This is a genomic window from Streptomyces pacificus (assembly GCF_011766325.1).
Taxonomy (GTDB): domain Bacteria; phylum Actinomycetota; class Actinomycetes; order Streptomycetales; family Streptomycetaceae; genus Streptomyces; species Streptomyces pacificus.
Genome location: NZ_BLLG01000006.1, coordinates 306,864 through 320,644, shown reverse-complemented (window position 1 = coordinate 320,644; position 13,781 = coordinate 306,864). Strand labels below are relative to the sequence as shown.

The 13,781-nt window shown below is 70.6% G+C and carries 19 protein-coding genes; 2 read left to right on the top strand and 17 right to left on the bottom strand.

Annotated elements, in window-relative coordinates; all coding sequences use genetic code 11:
* Positions 1–2: 2 nt before the first annotated feature.
* From SCWH03_RS13635 to SCWH03_RS13555, 17 genes are all read right to left on the bottom strand, one after another.
* Complete coding sequence (locus SCWH03_RS13635) at positions 3–1,067, bottom strand: major capsid protein (RefSeq protein WP_173264462.1); 1,065 nt, start codon at positions 1,065–1,067, stop codon at positions 3–5.
* Between the two features lie 12 nt (positions 1,068–1,079).
* Positions 1,080–1,880, bottom strand: coding sequence for a DUF4200 domain-containing protein (locus SCWH03_RS13630; protein WP_173264461.1), 801 nt, complete (start codon positions 1,878–1,880; stop codon positions 1,080–1,082).
* A 57-nt stretch (positions 1,881–1,937) separates the two neighbouring features.
* Complete coding sequence (locus SCWH03_RS13625; RefSeq protein ID WP_173264460.1) at positions 1,938–3,059, bottom strand: phage minor capsid protein; 1,122 nt, start codon at positions 3,057–3,059, stop codon at positions 1,938–1,940.
* Between the two features lie 11 nt (positions 3,060–3,070).
* Complete coding sequence (locus tag SCWH03_RS13620; RefSeq protein ID WP_173264459.1) at positions 3,071–4,672, bottom strand: phage portal protein; 1,602 nt, start codon at positions 4,670–4,672, stop codon at positions 3,071–3,073.
* A complete protein-coding gene (locus SCWH03_RS13615) occupies positions 4,659–4,883 on the bottom strand; it encodes a hypothetical protein (RefSeq protein ID WP_173264458.1) in 225 nt (74 codons plus the stop codon). Before SCWH03_RS13615 ends, SCWH03_RS13620 begins: the two co-directional genes overlap by 14 nt.
* Positions 4,883–6,175, bottom strand: coding sequence for a PBSX family phage terminase large subunit (locus tag SCWH03_RS13610; RefSeq protein ID WP_173264457.1), 1,293 nt, complete (start codon positions 6,173–6,175; stop codon positions 4,883–4,885). Before SCWH03_RS13610 ends, SCWH03_RS13615 begins: the two co-directional genes overlap by 1 nt.
* Positions 6,176–6,185: 10 nt before the next feature.
* Complete coding sequence (locus SCWH03_RS13605; protein WP_173264528.1) at positions 6,186–6,665, bottom strand: helix-turn-helix domain-containing protein; 480 nt, start codon at positions 6,663–6,665, stop codon at positions 6,186–6,188.
* A 68-nt stretch (positions 6,666–6,733) separates the two neighbouring features.
* Positions 6,734–7,150, bottom strand: a complete 417-nt coding sequence (locus SCWH03_RS13600) for a hypothetical protein (RefSeq protein WP_173264456.1) — start codon at positions 7,148–7,150, stop codon at positions 6,734–6,736.
* Between the two features lie 181 nt (positions 7,151–7,331).
* The gene (locus tag SCWH03_RS13595) at positions 7,332–7,751 is read right to left on the bottom strand and encodes a DUF4352 domain-containing protein (protein WP_173264455.1); all 420 of its coding nucleotides are present in this window, start codon (positions 7,749–7,751) and stop codon (positions 7,332–7,334) included.
* Between the two features lie 498 nt (positions 7,752–8,249).
* Positions 8,250–8,519, bottom strand: a complete 270-nt coding sequence (locus SCWH03_RS13590; protein ID WP_173264454.1) for a hypothetical protein — start codon at positions 8,517–8,519, stop codon at positions 8,250–8,252.
* Positions 8,516–9,166, bottom strand: coding sequence for a hypothetical protein (locus SCWH03_RS13585; RefSeq protein ID WP_173264453.1), 651 nt, complete (start codon positions 9,164–9,166; stop codon positions 8,516–8,518). The genes SCWH03_RS13590 and SCWH03_RS13585 overlap by 4 nt, the downstream gene beginning before the upstream one ends.
* 11 nt (positions 9,167–9,177) lie before the next feature.
* The gene (locus tag SCWH03_RS13580) at positions 9,178–9,630 is read right to left on the bottom strand and encodes a hypothetical protein (protein WP_173264452.1); all 453 of its coding nucleotides are present in this window, start codon (positions 9,628–9,630) and stop codon (positions 9,178–9,180) included.
* Between the two features lie 12 nt (positions 9,631–9,642).
* On the bottom strand, positions 9,643–10,263 hold the full coding sequence (locus SCWH03_RS13575; protein ID WP_173264451.1) for a hypothetical protein: 621 nt from the start codon (positions 10,261–10,263) through the stop codon (positions 9,643–9,645).
* Positions 10,260–11,459: a hypothetical protein gene (locus tag SCWH03_RS13570; protein WP_173264450.1), complete on the bottom strand. Its 1,200-nt coding sequence runs from the start codon at positions 11,457–11,459 to the stop codon at positions 10,260–10,262. The genes SCWH03_RS13575 and SCWH03_RS13570 overlap by 4 nt, the downstream gene beginning before the upstream one ends.
* Positions 11,460–11,527: 68 nt before the next feature.
* A complete protein-coding gene (locus tag SCWH03_RS13565; protein ID WP_173264449.1) occupies positions 11,528–11,773 on the bottom strand; it encodes a hypothetical protein in 246 nt (81 codons plus the stop codon).
* 97 nt (positions 11,774–11,870) lie between these two features.
* Complete coding sequence (locus tag SCWH03_RS13560; RefSeq protein WP_173264448.1) at positions 11,871–12,026, bottom strand: hypothetical protein; 156 nt, start codon at positions 12,024–12,026, stop codon at positions 11,871–11,873.
* Entirely contained in the window at positions 12,023–12,334 is a 312-nt protein-coding gene (locus tag SCWH03_RS13555) for a hypothetical protein (protein WP_173264447.1), read from the bottom strand. Before SCWH03_RS13555 ends, SCWH03_RS13560 begins: the two co-directional genes overlap by 4 nt.
* A gap of 158 nt (positions 12,335–12,492) precedes the next feature.
* On the opposite strand from SCWH03_RS13555, the gene SCWH03_RS13550 reads away from it, so the two are divergent.
* Together SCWH03_RS13550 and SCWH03_RS13545 are read left to right on the top strand one after the other, a co-directional pair.
* Positions 12,493–12,783, top strand: coding sequence for a hypothetical protein (locus SCWH03_RS13550; RefSeq protein WP_254076741.1), 291 nt, complete (start codon positions 12,493–12,495; stop codon positions 12,781–12,783).
* A gap of 552 nt (positions 12,784–13,335) precedes the next feature.
* Positions 13,336–13,764 carry an excalibur calcium-binding domain-containing protein gene (locus tag SCWH03_RS13545; RefSeq protein WP_173264445.1) on the top strand — a complete coding sequence of 143 codons (429 nt, stop codon included), beginning with the start codon at positions 13,336–13,338 and terminating at the stop codon, positions 13,762–13,764.
* Positions 13,765–13,781: the final 17 nt, after the last annotated feature.

Sequence of the window (13,781 nt, the reverse complement as noted above, 5' to 3'; positions counted from 1 at the left end):
GATCACGCCACCTTGATGTTGCGGAGCGCGCCGCACGCCTTGACGTTGCGCAGCACCATCGCGGCCGGACCCATCTCAATCTCGCCGCTCTTGGCCGCACCCGCCGTGTCGAAGTCCGGCATCCAGGTCTGGACGAGCGGGTTGCCGGCCACGGATGCACCGTGCAGCGCGTCCAGGCCGAAGCTGGCGGCGTACAGGTCGGTCAGGCCCGAGGAGGTGCCCGATCCGGCCGTTCCGCCGTGCGTGCGCGTCTCGTTCGGGACGATCGGTGCGCTCCCGAGCGCGTTGTCACCGAGGTCGACCAGCGTCCACGGCCCGTACGTCTCGATCTGCCGGCCGAGGTCGTCCTTGTCCTGCGTGTAGATGCCCGCCCAGCGGCCGAGCGCCCGCATGCGGGTGATGGACTTGGTGTTGCCGAGGATGGCCTTCACGCCGGGCGGGAGTGCGCCGGGCATGCCCTGGTCGCCGCCGCCGGTGTGCGACGGGACGATGCGGGACAGCCACTCGTCGACGATGTCGAGCTGGGCCATCGCCTCGGCCTGGGTGTCGATGGTGGCGCGCGTCCAGTCCAGGATGCCGCTGGTCTCGCCCTCGGCCAGCGGCACGAACTCCGTAGCCGCGCCGGTGAGGGACTTGTCGAGGCCGTCGAAGCCGTTGGCGTCGACCGCGGTGTCGCCGTTGATCAGCTCGTCCTGGAACTTCGTCCGGGTTGCGGTCAGCAGCTGCTGCATCTGGAAACTGATCTCGTTCGACGCGGCCGCGCCGAGCCGGGCAAGGACCCGGTCGACGGTGAACGCGCCACCGAGAGGCTTCAGCGTGACCGTGAACGGCTGACGCTGCGCCTGCGCCGGGGTGTACTCCGAGTTCAGCGCGCGGAACTGGGCGGAGCGGGCCGCGGTCAGGCGGACGTAGCCGTAGGTCAGGGTGGTGCCGCCCGTGCCCGGGTTGACGGTGTCGTCGAACGCGATCTGGTCGAGCAGCCAGCTGTAGCGGCGCAGGTTGTCGATGACCGCATAGTCGATGTCGGTCTGGGTGTTGACCTGTGCCTGTGCAAGCGTGATGGGCACGGGGTCCTCCTGTTAGGTGTTGAAAGTGCCGCGCACGGCGGCACTGAGTGAAGTGGGGCGCTTCTTCGTGTCGCCTTCGCCGGTCCCTGCGGACAGGTCACCGCCGGACTTGCCGGCGGTCTGCACTGCGATGCCCGGGTTGGCCTTCAGCTCGGCCTTGATGAGGCCGTCGAGCTTGTCGGTGAAGCCGGTCGCGGCCGGGTCGAGCTTGCCGAGCGCGTCGTAGAACGAGCGCGAGTTCAGCAGCGGGGCGACCTGGACCGAGTGCTTCTCGGCGCGTCCGTAGACGGCGAGCTGCGCACGGAGGTCGCGGATCTCGGAGTCCTTGGTCTCGATGACCTTCGCGGACTCCTCAGCGGAGGCCGTGCGGCCCCGGGCTTCGGCTTCCTCGACGGCCTTCTCCTGGTCGGAGAGATTCGCTTTCCGAAGCTCCTCGAGCTCCTGGATCGCAGCCTTGCCCTTGTCGGCTTCGGCCTTGTTCTCCTTGGCACGCTTCTCCCACTCGCGGGCGTGCGCCTTCCAGTCGTCCCCGTTGTCCGTTCCGGATCCGGATTGTCCGGATTCCTTCCCGGACTGCTGTCCGCCCTGGTCACCGGCCTTGCTGCCGCTGTCGTCCGCGCCCTGCCCGGTGTCTGCGGACTCACCGGATCCGCCCTGCCCGGACCCGGACCCTGATCCGCCTTCGCCCTCGCCGTTGCCACCCGCGATGGCGTAGATCGGTGCGCCGTTGCGGCGGTAGCCGAGCACGTCCAGAACGGAGTGGGTCGCGAGCGGGTGCTTGAAGGCGCGCGAGCGTGTGAAAGAGACCTGCATGATGTGTTCTCCCGTTTCGGGTTGCCCGGGCGCCGTGCGGCGCCCGGAAGTCTCTGGTCAGCGAGCTCCGCCGGTCTGCTCGCGGTGGCTCTTGCGCGGCAGCCCGGTCTCAGCCACGAGCTCCCGGATACGTGCCTGGTACGCACGCACGTGCGCGGTCGCCCGCTTCCGCTCGCCCTCCTCGAGGGCGCCGGCCGCTTTGCGCTTCCACGCGCGCACCTGCCGCTCGAGATACCGCTGCTTCTGCGACTGCTCGTACGTCGCCCGCGACCGCTGCTCTTTCGGCCCCGGGCGCCTGGTCATCCCCGGGAGGAAGGCGCGGACGTCGTGGCGGCAGTTCGGGTGAAACAACCCGGCAGACCGGGCCTCAGGCAGGGATCCAGCCACCCGCACCTTGACCATGCGGCCGTCCTCGGTGGCGTGCTCCACCTCGATCGTGCGCGCTCCTCCCGCGCCCCCGCGGGTGAGGACCTTCCCCTCCCAGGGCTTGCACCGAGGGCACTCCTCCGGGGCGTCCGAGACCATCACCAGCTCGATGCCGGCCGCGCTGAGGCGGTCGGAGTGCGCTTCGATCGCTGCCCGGCCGACCGCGCTGCGCGTCGCCATCTCAACGTACGACGCCATGTTCCACGCCCGTCCGCGGCGGTCGACGAAGCCCGTCACGCCCCGGGCGGCGAAGCTCGCGAGTGCCCGCGCGGCCGCCTGCCGTCGTGTCTGCGCGCCCAGCAGGGGCGCTGCGGAGGCCTCGGCGATGACCGTGCGGTAGGTGTCCAGCGTCGCCCGGAGGATCCGTAGGTGGACCGGGCCGGTCTCGGATACGAGGGCCGCGGCGAGCCGGTCCACTGCCGGGGCGGACGGCAGCGCCACCGCTGCAGCTGCCGCCTGCCCCGTCGCCACCGCACCCAGCTCCGCTACCGCGGCCTGCTGGCCTCTGTCGTACGCCTCGCTCACCGCCTGGTGAATCGCCCCGGAGGCGTCCGTCTCCAGCGCCGCGATGACCTCGGTGATCGCGGCCTGGAGGTCTCCGAGTGCTGCGAGTTTGAGGTCCGCCCACCGGGGGGAGTCGATGCCCGCGGCCAGCGCCTCGCGGAGCCGGTCGATCAGCGTGAGCTCGGCCTGCTCGTACAGCATGGCGACTGCCCGGGCCAGGTCCTCCGCTGTGGCAGGGCTGATCGCCATGGGCACCTCCGCTACTGGGCTGCGTCGGCGTCCTCGTCGTCCGTCTCGGCGTCGCTCTCGTCCTCCCGGCCGTCACCGTCGTCGCCGAACTGCGGCCGGTCGGCGCCGAGCAACAGCGGGTCCTCGACCAGGCGGCCGGACTGCTTGAGGATCCGGTCGACCTCGGCCTGCTGGTCACGCTGGTCCCAGTCCGGGTGCAGGAGCGCCACCATCGTCTCGACGGAAGCGGCCTCGGCCTGCTTCATGAGCGCGGCCGTCTCCGCCAGGGTCTTGATGTCGTCCTGGACGGAGTCCTGGAAAACAACGTCCGGCCGCTCGACCTCGACACCGCGGACGCCAGGGAACATCCCGCTCGCTTCGAGCATGAGGAGGACCTCGGCGATGTCGGCGATGCCGGTCGCCCCGAGCTCGGTCTTCCGAGCGCGCGTCGACATGGACCGCGCGTTGCGGGCCTTGATCTCCGTCGCGGTGACCGCCGGGCCGCTGGAGTCGTCGCCGAACGTGCCACCGCTGTAGCCGGCGTTCCGGATGACCTTGCCCACCAGCTCCTCGATCGTGGCCCGATGCTCCTCGTGCCGGATCGCGAACTGATTCAGCGTGATCTGCTGGTCGGAGGTCGGGGGCACGTTCATCGGCGCGTAGACCTCGCGGTCCTCCCACGCTGCGCCCATGCCCGGCCCCTGGTTCACAAGGAAGCTAGACGGCACGATGATCCGCGAGCGGGCGAGACGGATGTCCCGCATCCAGGAGGTGTACGTCTCGTCGATCGCCGACAGGAACGGCTCCGCGCCCTGGTAGTCCGACGTGCCGAGCCCGGCCGCGCCGGGGATGTCCCGCCAGTCCGGGGCGACCATCGTGTTCGGGACGTACGAGACGGCGAGCCGCTTCCCGATCTTCAGGTCCCGGTGCGGCAGCAGATTCTCCGTCTGCCTGAACTCGGCCAGGTCGCGGACCTTGCCGAGGTTCAACTCGTTCCCCTCGTAGACCGCGTGCAGGATCACTCCGGGCTCGTGCCGCTCCAGGTGACGGACGATGCGCTGGCCGTCGGACTCGATGACGGTCCAGAACGTGACCGCGCGCAGCCGGTCGCCGTGGGCGAACTCGGGGGCGGCGCCGTCCGCGTGGACGACGGAGATCCACGGACGGTCACTGATCTCGTCGTCCCACACGATCCGCAGGTACGAGCCGCCGAGCGCCGAGCCGGTCTCGCCGGAGGCGATCAACGTGCGCTTCATCCCGAGGTCCATCAGGTCTTCGAGCCGGGCCTGGGTGGCCTTGGTGGTGACCTTCAGGGTCGGGGGCTCGGAGTACATGAGGTCGCTGCTCGTGCGGGCGATGTCCCGGGCGAGCGGCATGTGGAGGTTGGCGCGCTTCTCGCCCAGCGGGGTGGGCTCTCCCCAGAACCAGCGGGCGACCCTGCCGACCCAGCCGCCGCGGTAGGTGGAGGGCCGGTTGGCCGGTGGGCCGAAGCGGGAGTTGTCCCGGTGCCGGTTGAGGTATCGGTATGCGAGCCGGTCGGGGTTCGCGGAGAACCAGGCTGCCCAGTCCTCCATGTCGCTGCGGATCGCGGGGTGGATCGGCGGCCAGATGGTGTTCTTCTCAGGGAGCGGCACCGTCCACCCCCTCGTCGTCCTCGTCCGGATCCTCGAGGGCTTCTGCAACCTCGCGCAGGGCGGCCGCGACTACCGGCCGCCACTCTCCGAGTTCCCCACCGCAGATCGGTAGCGCGATCGTCCCAACGACGGCTTCCACCTCTCCGAGGCGGATGGAGAACGGCAGCTCCAGGTCGAGGCTGATGGCCGACAACGAAATTTCGACAGCCACTACGCGGCCACCTCCAGGTTCGCGCGGACCAGGTGCCGCCAGTCGTGCACCGTCGAGTGCAGCCCGTACCTCAATGCGTCCACCGAGTGGTCGTCGATCTTCAGCGGCTTGTCCTCGCCGGCCTCGGCCGCCTTCGGGTCCCAGGCATACGCGGGGAGCTCGGCGAGCAGTCCGGCGCAGGAGCGGTGGACGGACAACAGATTGGCGCCGAACGCCACGCCCACTGAGCGGATGCCGTCCTTGACGTCGTTATTCGCCTTCGCCACACCCTGCACGCCGTCGGACCAGAGCTGGGTCATGAAGGAGGCGGCCGACGGGTCAACGAAGATCCATTGCGGGGTGACGCCCTGCTGCCCGCGGTGCCGGTATGCGCCCAGCCACTCCCGCACAGCGAGGCTGTACTGCGCGTCGGTCAGCTGCCGCCGCTCGGCCCGGGAATCGTGCCGGTACTCGCTGGCCACGTACAGCCGCTCGTCCGTGCCGATGCCTATCAGCAGCGCGGAGAACGGGTTGATCGTGCCGTAGTCCAGGCCGACGCACATCCAGTGCCGGATCTCGGGGAGGACGTCCACGACGTGCCGGGAGTCGTCGAACATGTCGTAGACGACGCCCTCGGCCAGGCACCACTCGCCGAGGACGAAGCGCTTGTAGAACAGGCCCTGGTACTCGAGCTTGAGGTTCGCGACGTACTGGGCAGGCAGGTACGGGTTGTCGTCGAGGCTGAAGCTGAAGCGGTGGAGGTCGAGGGCCTTCGGGTCCGTCGACTCGACGACCGTCCCGTCCCGCCGCAGGTGCAGCCGGGCCCGGTCAAGGAACTTCTTCTTCAGCCAGTGGTTCGGGCCTTCCGGGTTGGTCGTGCCGTACCACTGGGCGCCCGCGACGGAGAGGCGGGTGCCGAGCATCGAGAAGAAGCTCTCGGGGAAGGTGGTGACCTCGTCGAGGTACGCCCCCGCCAAGGTCATGCCCTTGATCTTGTCGGCGGCCCGCTCGTCGTTCGCGCCAGCCACGTAGATCGTCCGGCCGAAGATGACGACCTCGCCCGCGCCGGCCTTGTACTTGCACCGCTTCACGCCGACCATCTCGACGATCACGTCGAGGATGTTCCGCTTCAGCGTCCGCTCGGTCTTGCCGACCATGAGGAGCGCGCCCGGGGGCCCGGTGCGAATGTACTTCAGCCAGACCAGGATCGAGGAGACGGTCTTGGAGGAGCGGACGGCGCCTTCCCACAAGTTGCCGCGGGCAGTCGCCAGCTGGGTCGCGCGCAGCTGCTTGCCGACGAGGGGAGAGACCATCTTGACCCCCTCAGCTGCCGCCCATCATCCCCTTCAGCCAGGCGTCGACCGCGGCCAGGCCCTCGACGTCGTTCTCCGGCGGGGACAGCTTCAGCGACTTCTCGACCAGGACGCCGAGGGTCGTGGACAGGCTGCGTTTCACGTCGGCCGGCGCCTCGTCGAAGCGGTGCTGGCTGTAGGTGTTGTCCTTGCCGCCGAAGTTGTAGACGACGGTCTCTGACCACATCTGCTCGCGGACCTTCATCGCGTCGTACGTGAGGTCGAGGGCGAGCTTGGCCCGGAGCGCGGCGAGGTCGGCCTGCCTGACCTCCGTGGCGGCGCGGACTTCGTCGGCTCGGTCGAAGGTGAGGTCCAGCTCATCGGCGATCTTGCTGATCGTGCGGCCGGAGCGCTTCAGCGCGCGGGCGATCGCGTTCCGGCCCTGGCCCTCGGCGTGCATGCGGCGGACCGCTTCATAGTCCTCATCGGTGACGGGCCGGCCCCTGGCCATGGTCACCTCCGCGGGCGTGCGAGGGCCCGGCCGCCGGAGCACAACGGCCGGGCCCAGTCTTCGGGGGGCTACTTCTCCTTGGCCGCGAGGTCCTGGGCCTTCGCGGTCATCTCGGCGACCGCGTCCTCGTCGGAGGGGTAGTCGGCCTTCCAGACGAGCATGAAGCGGCCGGCCTGCACCGCGCTGCTGTCGTTCACGCCGTCCAGCTTCTTCGTCCAGGTGGCTGCGGACTCGGCGGTGGCCAGCTCGTAGACCGACACGGGGTCGGTGGTGATGAGCTGCTGGCAGGAGTCTTTGTGGCCCTTGCCGTCGTTGCAGGAGCCGGTGTTGTCGCGGGGGTTGGGCAGCGGGTAGAGGTCGCTGAGCTGGTCGACCATGCTCTGTGCGGTCAGGCCGGGCTCGTCGGTGGTCTCTTCGCTGCTGCTGCAGCCGGTGAGGGCGAGGGCGGCGGTGAGGATGGCGGCCGGGATGGTGCGGGTACGCATAGTCCCCCCTGGGGCGTCGTGGTTGAGAGGCGCCCATCATGGCGTCTGACGCCGTGTGTGGTGGGGGAAATGGCGAAGGCCCACTTCTGGGGTGGGCCTGGTGCCTGTGTCCGGGCACGCCGAACTTGCCGCCCATGATGCGGCACGATCATCCGGGATGCAACCACTAGGTGATCTGAGGTCACCCTGTCGTCGGAACTGTCCACTCCTGTGGGATATCGAGCCCGAAAGGTGCGTAGACCACTGTGTCAGGCCGAGAGTCACTGGGGACCGCGAAGACCAGCTTGCCCCGGACGCACTTACCCGAGGTGAGCGTGGTCTCCCCCGGGTACTCGGGCTTAGGGAAGTCGCGATACGTCGTGCTCGATGGGTCGACTCGGGAGCCGTCTGTGTAGGCGAGGCTCCACGGTGTCCAATCGGCGATGAAAGTTCCCGTGATGCTGCACGTCTTCAGCTCGATGTAGGCCCATTCGTATCCCTCAGTACCGGATTCCTCAGAGGCGGATACGACTGACTTGATGCCTTGCTTGTAGTCGAGAACTGCCACATCGCCCTGGTAGTTGTCTTGGCCGGTACTTTCGAAGGCCCAGGATTCGCCCATAGCCCACACCGTAGGCGCGGTCTCGGTGGGCTCGGTGTTTGGGGTGCTGCTGGAGATGGAGGGCTCGGGGCTGGCGCTGGCGCTGGTGCTCCCGCCGTCAGCGCGGGTGCCGCATGCTGCGAGCCCGGCGAGAAGAAGTACGGCGGTTGCTGCTGCGGGTGTGTGGCGCATGGTGTCCCCCCGGTGAGTGGTGGTTCGAGGAGTCAGCATCGCGGGTGCCGGTGGGGCTACGGGCCGGTATTACAAAGGCCCCGCCCGGCAGGGGCCTCGTGGGGTGCGCCCGCGTATCTGGAGGGACTGAGGGCGGTGATGGCAGGCCAGGTCCTCGGCTTGGCGGCTCGCAGCTCACCAAGCCGGTACGCACTGGCCCGCTCCTGGCCTGCCATCGGTCAGTCACGGTACGTCCGTGGTGGGCGCTGCGGAACCCTTCGTTCAGCGGTTCTTCGGGGTGCCGGGTACGGGCTTCTGTGGCGGCGGGTAGTGGCCGCCCGGGGGGCTTCAGTGGGTGCGCGTGTACCGGATCAGACCCCCGATGGGATAGGGGCCCTGGATGATCGTGACGCTGGGCCCGTGCTCGACCGCACGGCCTGCGAGGAGCGCCTCGGTCATGTCGTGGCGAAGATGCACACCCGTCGACTCACGCGGCAGGTCCCACGTGGACCCGTCGTCGCTGCTCTCCTTCAGGTAGCGAGCGGTCGAGTCCACGTCGGCGGCGGGGCTGAGGTCGTGGATACGGAGCCAGCGCAGGGCCCTGTCAGCGCGGGTCATGTCGTGCCTTCCTGAGCTTGGGTGTCGTGGTGGACGTGGGCGCGGGCGGGGTTGTCCGGGTCGTCGGTGACCCAGAACGTGTAGTCGCCAAGGAACCCCTTCCGGGGCCCCTCTCCCGAGCCGTTGTTGCTGTTGTTGTTGCTGGTCAACACCCCTTCCTGGGCGGGGGACTGGTCGGGGGAGAGGGGCGGGATATCGCGCGCCCTCACCCCGGTCGATACGCCGGCCCCCTTCATCCGCACCCCGTCGCCGTGCGGGACGCCCATCTCCTGGAGGGCCGTGCGGACCTCCTCCGCGGGCCGCTTCAGGTACTCGGCGAGGGCCGAGATGTGGACGTGGGGAGAGGCCAGCTGGTGCAGCGCGCGGACCACCACATCGGGGGCCAGACCGCTCTCCTCGGCGGCCGCCGGCACGGCCTCGCCCGGGGGCTCGTCGGGGGCCTTCGCCCGGAGGCCGAGGACGACCGCCGCCACGAGCCATCCGGCCGCCGTGGTGTAGGCGATCTCAGTGGTGTGGGGCAGGCCCTTCACGAAGCCGCAGGCGACGCCGACGCCGAGCAGCCGCACACCGACTCCCTGGCGCAGCCAGGCGCCGATCCGGCCGGAGATCAGGCTGGAGCCGACCCACACTGCGTGCCAGAACGCCATCCACCGGTCCATCAGGCCGCGACCATCGCGAGGATTGCCATGGCCAGCTCGACCGGCGCGGCCCAGATCGTGCTGTCCCCGGCGAGGGGGAACACGACGGCGGAGATGAGGCCGAGGCTTGCGGACAGGCCCGGGGAGAGAGGCGCGCACAGGATGATCACGACGAGCAGTAGGCAGACTGCCCCGACACCGACGTCGCCGAATGCCCCGCCGCTCCCCGTGCCGACACCGAGGCCGGTGAGGCCTTGGCTGATGAGCCGCTCGGGGTTGGCCCAGATCTTGCCCGCCGCGCTGAACGCCGTGCCAGCAAGGAAGGCGAAGATGACCGCGGGGTTGTCCTTGAGCTTGACCTTGCCCTTGCCCTTCACGCCCAGGACCAGGAGCGCGGCGAGGACGAGAGAGATACCGCCGGCGCCTACGGCTCCGAAAACGGCTCCCCCGGCGCTGGGTGCTGCGAGGTACATCAACGGGTGCTCCTAGATCAGGGCGTTCGGGGTGTTCAGGGCAAGGGCGAGGAGGACAGCGGAGTCCGGGATATGCGCGACCCAGTCAGCGGCCGCGTGGACCTCCGGGGACGCCTCGGCGGGGACGAGCCGGGTGAGGCGGGAGGCGAGCCACCAGGCGACGGCGTAGAACATCCCGGCCACGCCGATCGCGCCGGGGCCCGCGTCGGCGAGGGCGTCGGCGACGGCCGGGCCGATACCGACGACGTAGCCGACGCAGGCCGCGGTCCCCCGCACCAGGACCCAGCGGCGCATCCGGGCCCGCCACGGGCTGACGGTCGGGCCCGGGGCGGGGGCGATGGTGATCTGGACGCCGGGCGCGGCCAGCACCTCGAGGACCTCCCCCGCGGGCTGCTGACTGTCCTGATCGTGCTTGCGGAGGCTGTACCAGGGGATCTGCTGCGGGGGCTCCGGCTCGTCGACCAGCTGCTCCTGCGGCTGCTCGTCGGCGTACAGCCGGTCAAGCCAGTCCGGCTCACGCATCGGCACGCGGGCGGGCTGCTCCGGCTGCTCCGGGGGCAGGGCGTCCGGGCCGACACCGCGGCGGCGCAGCAGGCTGCGGATACGGCGCTCGTCGGCACCCGGGCCGGTCACGATCGGCCCTGCCGTGCTTCCCGGAGGTAGCGCTTGGCCGTGGCGGGGCTGACGCTCAGGAGCTCAGCCACCTGCCCCGAGGTGATCCCCGGGTCCTGAGCCACGAGCTCAGCCACCTTCGCGATGCCCTCGGCGCGCTGAGCCGACAGTGCGGTCAGGTGGGCTGAGAAGCCGAAAGCCGCGGGCTCCTGGTCCCGGGCCTGAGCTGCGGGCTCACACGATGTGGCCTGCGCAGATGCCAGCGCGGGAACGGGGTCGACGGGCAGTGGCCCATCCAGCTGAGCCTGAGGCTCAGCCACGGCCGGCGAGGTGGGCTCATCCGGCTCAGGGCCGGGCTCGTCCGGATCGGCCTCGGGCTCATCCGGCTCACCGAGGTAGCCGTCCTCCTCCGTACCCGTCCACGGGGACGCCAGAGGTACGGTCGCCAGCTCCCCGGAGGTACGGCGCGCGGCGAGGTCCCGGAGCAGCCGGTGCCGCGCCTCGCTGTCCGTGCCCACGCGGGCGCGGGCGACCGCGGCCGCCAGGCGCCGCCGGCCCCAGCCGCGCAGCTTCGGCCGGGACGCCAGGCGCACCGCGCGCGCCATGGCCCGGTCCCGGCTGATCTGCTCCGCGGTACGGTCCCGGACCGACAGGCCCAGACGGGACAGCAGGCGCTCACGGAGCTCGCGGGCGAGGAGTGCGGGCATCGACTGGGAGCCGGCCCCGGGTCGGCTGTGGCGGAGCTCGATGCCCATGGCCAGGTGCCAGAGCAGCGCGGCGAGGACCGGGCCGACGACGGCGCGGACGGTGCCGCCCCAGAAGCCGGACTCGGCGTAGGCGGGGATGATCTGGACGCTGGTGATGACCCAGACCAGCACCCCGGGCGTGCCCGGTGCTCCGGCCGTGCGGAGGTTCTGCCGGGCCATCAGCGCCGTGGCGAACAGGGCGACCTCGGCGGCCGCGAACATGAAGCCGCGTTCGGTCGTGCTGGTCATGCCGAGGTGGTCGCGCGCGTAGGCCCAGCTGGTGTCTGCGGAGTACGCGGTGCACCCTGCGGCGGCGACGGCGGCCATGATGACGGCGGCCGGCGGGCGGTCGGCGGTGCGCAGGGGGCGGGTCGCGGCCCATGCTGCGCCGAGGATGGCGAGGAGGGAGAGGGTGGCTGCGGCTGCGGCGGGCCAGGGGTTCGTGGTGGCCCACGCGGTCAGGGGGTTCACGGTGCGCTCCAAGAAGGCCAGGCCCGCGGGGCGGCGCAGGCCTGGCCGGTCTGGCGGACTAGCGGCGGTTAGGCGGTGGGGCGGGGCAGGGCGCGGCACTTCTCCGAGTGCTCCTGGGCCCACCGGTGCGCCATGGCGAGAGAGGTGATGCAGTGGGAGTGGGTGGCGAAGGTCTGCGGGCAGCCGCCGCAGCGGGCGTTGGGCCGGTGGGTGCCGTAGTCGTCGCCGGTGATGTCGACGGTCGCCCCGGCGATGGTGAGGTAGCGGGCGGTGACGCCCTCGGGCCAGGCGGTCTGGCGGTCGGTCTGGGTCATGGCGGTCCTTCCGGTGGTCATGCGGATGGGGTGGAAGCCGGCCCGGCAGGGGCCGCGGGGGACGGGCGGTCTCCCCACCGGGCCGGCGGTCTGGCGATCAGGACTGCTTGTCGAGGCGGGCGCGGATGTCGGCGGCGGCCTCGTAGTCCGCGGCGCAGTCGGCGACGGTCGCGGGCCCCTCGAACAGCGGGTTGGGCTGCGGCCGGGTGCACTCGGTGCGCTGCTCGGGGGCGTCGTGCTCGGGCTTGTTCACCGCAGCCCCCTCGCCGCGTCCCGGAGACGGAGCGCGTACTCGCCGGCGGCCTCGTTCGGGCGCATCGCGGGGAGTGCGTCACCGACGCGCACCGTGGCCTCGGCGACGACGACCTCGGGGAACCCCGCGAGGGTGCGGGTGATCGCGGTGTTCAGCGCGTCGCACAGGTGCCAGGGGCCCATGGTGACGAACGGGTCCTGGTCGAGGGTGTCGGCGAGGGTGTGGAGCAGCTGGTGGGCGCGGGTGGGTTCGCTGAGGATGCGGGCGAGTAATGCGTCCATGTCGAGGGGCTCGGTACGCTCGGTCATGGTCAGCTCCTGGTGATGTCAGGGGTTGGCTGGCCCCGGTCGGTGTGTGGAAGCCCGACCGGGGCCGTTCTGCATCAGCCGCACAGGCTGCTTCCCCGACTGTACGGGGCCCCGTACACTCTGGGCAAGCAGCCCGCCCAGACGAGATGAGGCCGGGTGTGACCGAGGAGGCTCAGCGCGTGATCGACGCCATGGACGCCGTGGAGGCGATGACCGACCCGCAGGAACGCGCCCGAGCGATCGGCGAGGTGATGGCGGATCAGGCGAAGAGGGGCAAGCGGTGGCGGGAGTTGCGGCGGCAGGTGGTGCTCGACATGCGTGCGCAGGACCCGCCGGTGTCGTATCGGAAGATTGCGTCCGCGCTCGGGGTGGCGTTGGCGACGGTGCAGGACATCGAGCGCGGGTACACGGGGTCGGGGAAGGACCGGCCGAAGGTGAAGGACCAGTGATCCTCGTCGACACCGCGCGACGCGTCCGGTTCCGCGGCGGCCGGACCGTGCACGCAATCCCAGACCCGGGCGCGCGGCCCCGGGTGACAGCCTGTGGCCAGTACCCCAAGTTCGCCGGGGACCGGCAGGACACGGCGCTCCAGGACGCGACGGAGGTCACCTGCAAGGGGTGCCGACGCCGCCCGTAGGCGCGCACGACGGAGCCCCCGGACCATCCCGGCCCGGGGGCTCCGTCACGTCTCAGGCCGCCGCGACCGCACCCCGCGACGCGATGATCCCGCGCTCCGTCCACAACGCCCCACACCCCCGGCAGCGGGCGACCGGAGCAGCCCCGGCACCGCCGTACACCTCGATCGTTCCGCCGCAGGCGCACGGGTGCTGCGCGGTGATTTTGCGGCGTCACATGACAATAAACGCCCACAACTGACCGCTACCCGTCAGTCACGTCACGTTCCCGTCACCACAACCGCAAACCCTCCCGCCCCACCACAACACCACCACTACCGTCCACCACACCAACCCACCCACCCGACGACACCGAAAGGCGCCCTCTTGACCCCGCTCCACAAGACCACCGCCATCGCCATCAGCGCCCTCGCACTCGCCGCCCTCCCCACCGTCGCCATCGCCGACCAGCCCTTCAAGAACTGCACCGAGGCCTACAGCCAGGGCTACGCCAACATCCCCAAGAGCGACCCTCGATACGGCGAGCACCTCGACCGCGACAAGGACGGCATCGGCTGCGACAAGCCGCCCGCCGACTTCACCCCCGCCACCAAGACCGACAGCGGGCAGACCGAAGCCGAGAACACCGAGAACACCGAGAACACCGAGACGACGACCTCGGACACCGACAAGACGGCACTCGCCGAGACCGGCGGGAACAACACCACACCATGGATCGCGGCCGGCGGCGCGGCCGTCGTCCTCGCCGGAGGCGGCCTGGTGGCCCTCAACCGCAAGCGCCGCGCGCTCACCTAGACGCTGCCCGAACCTTC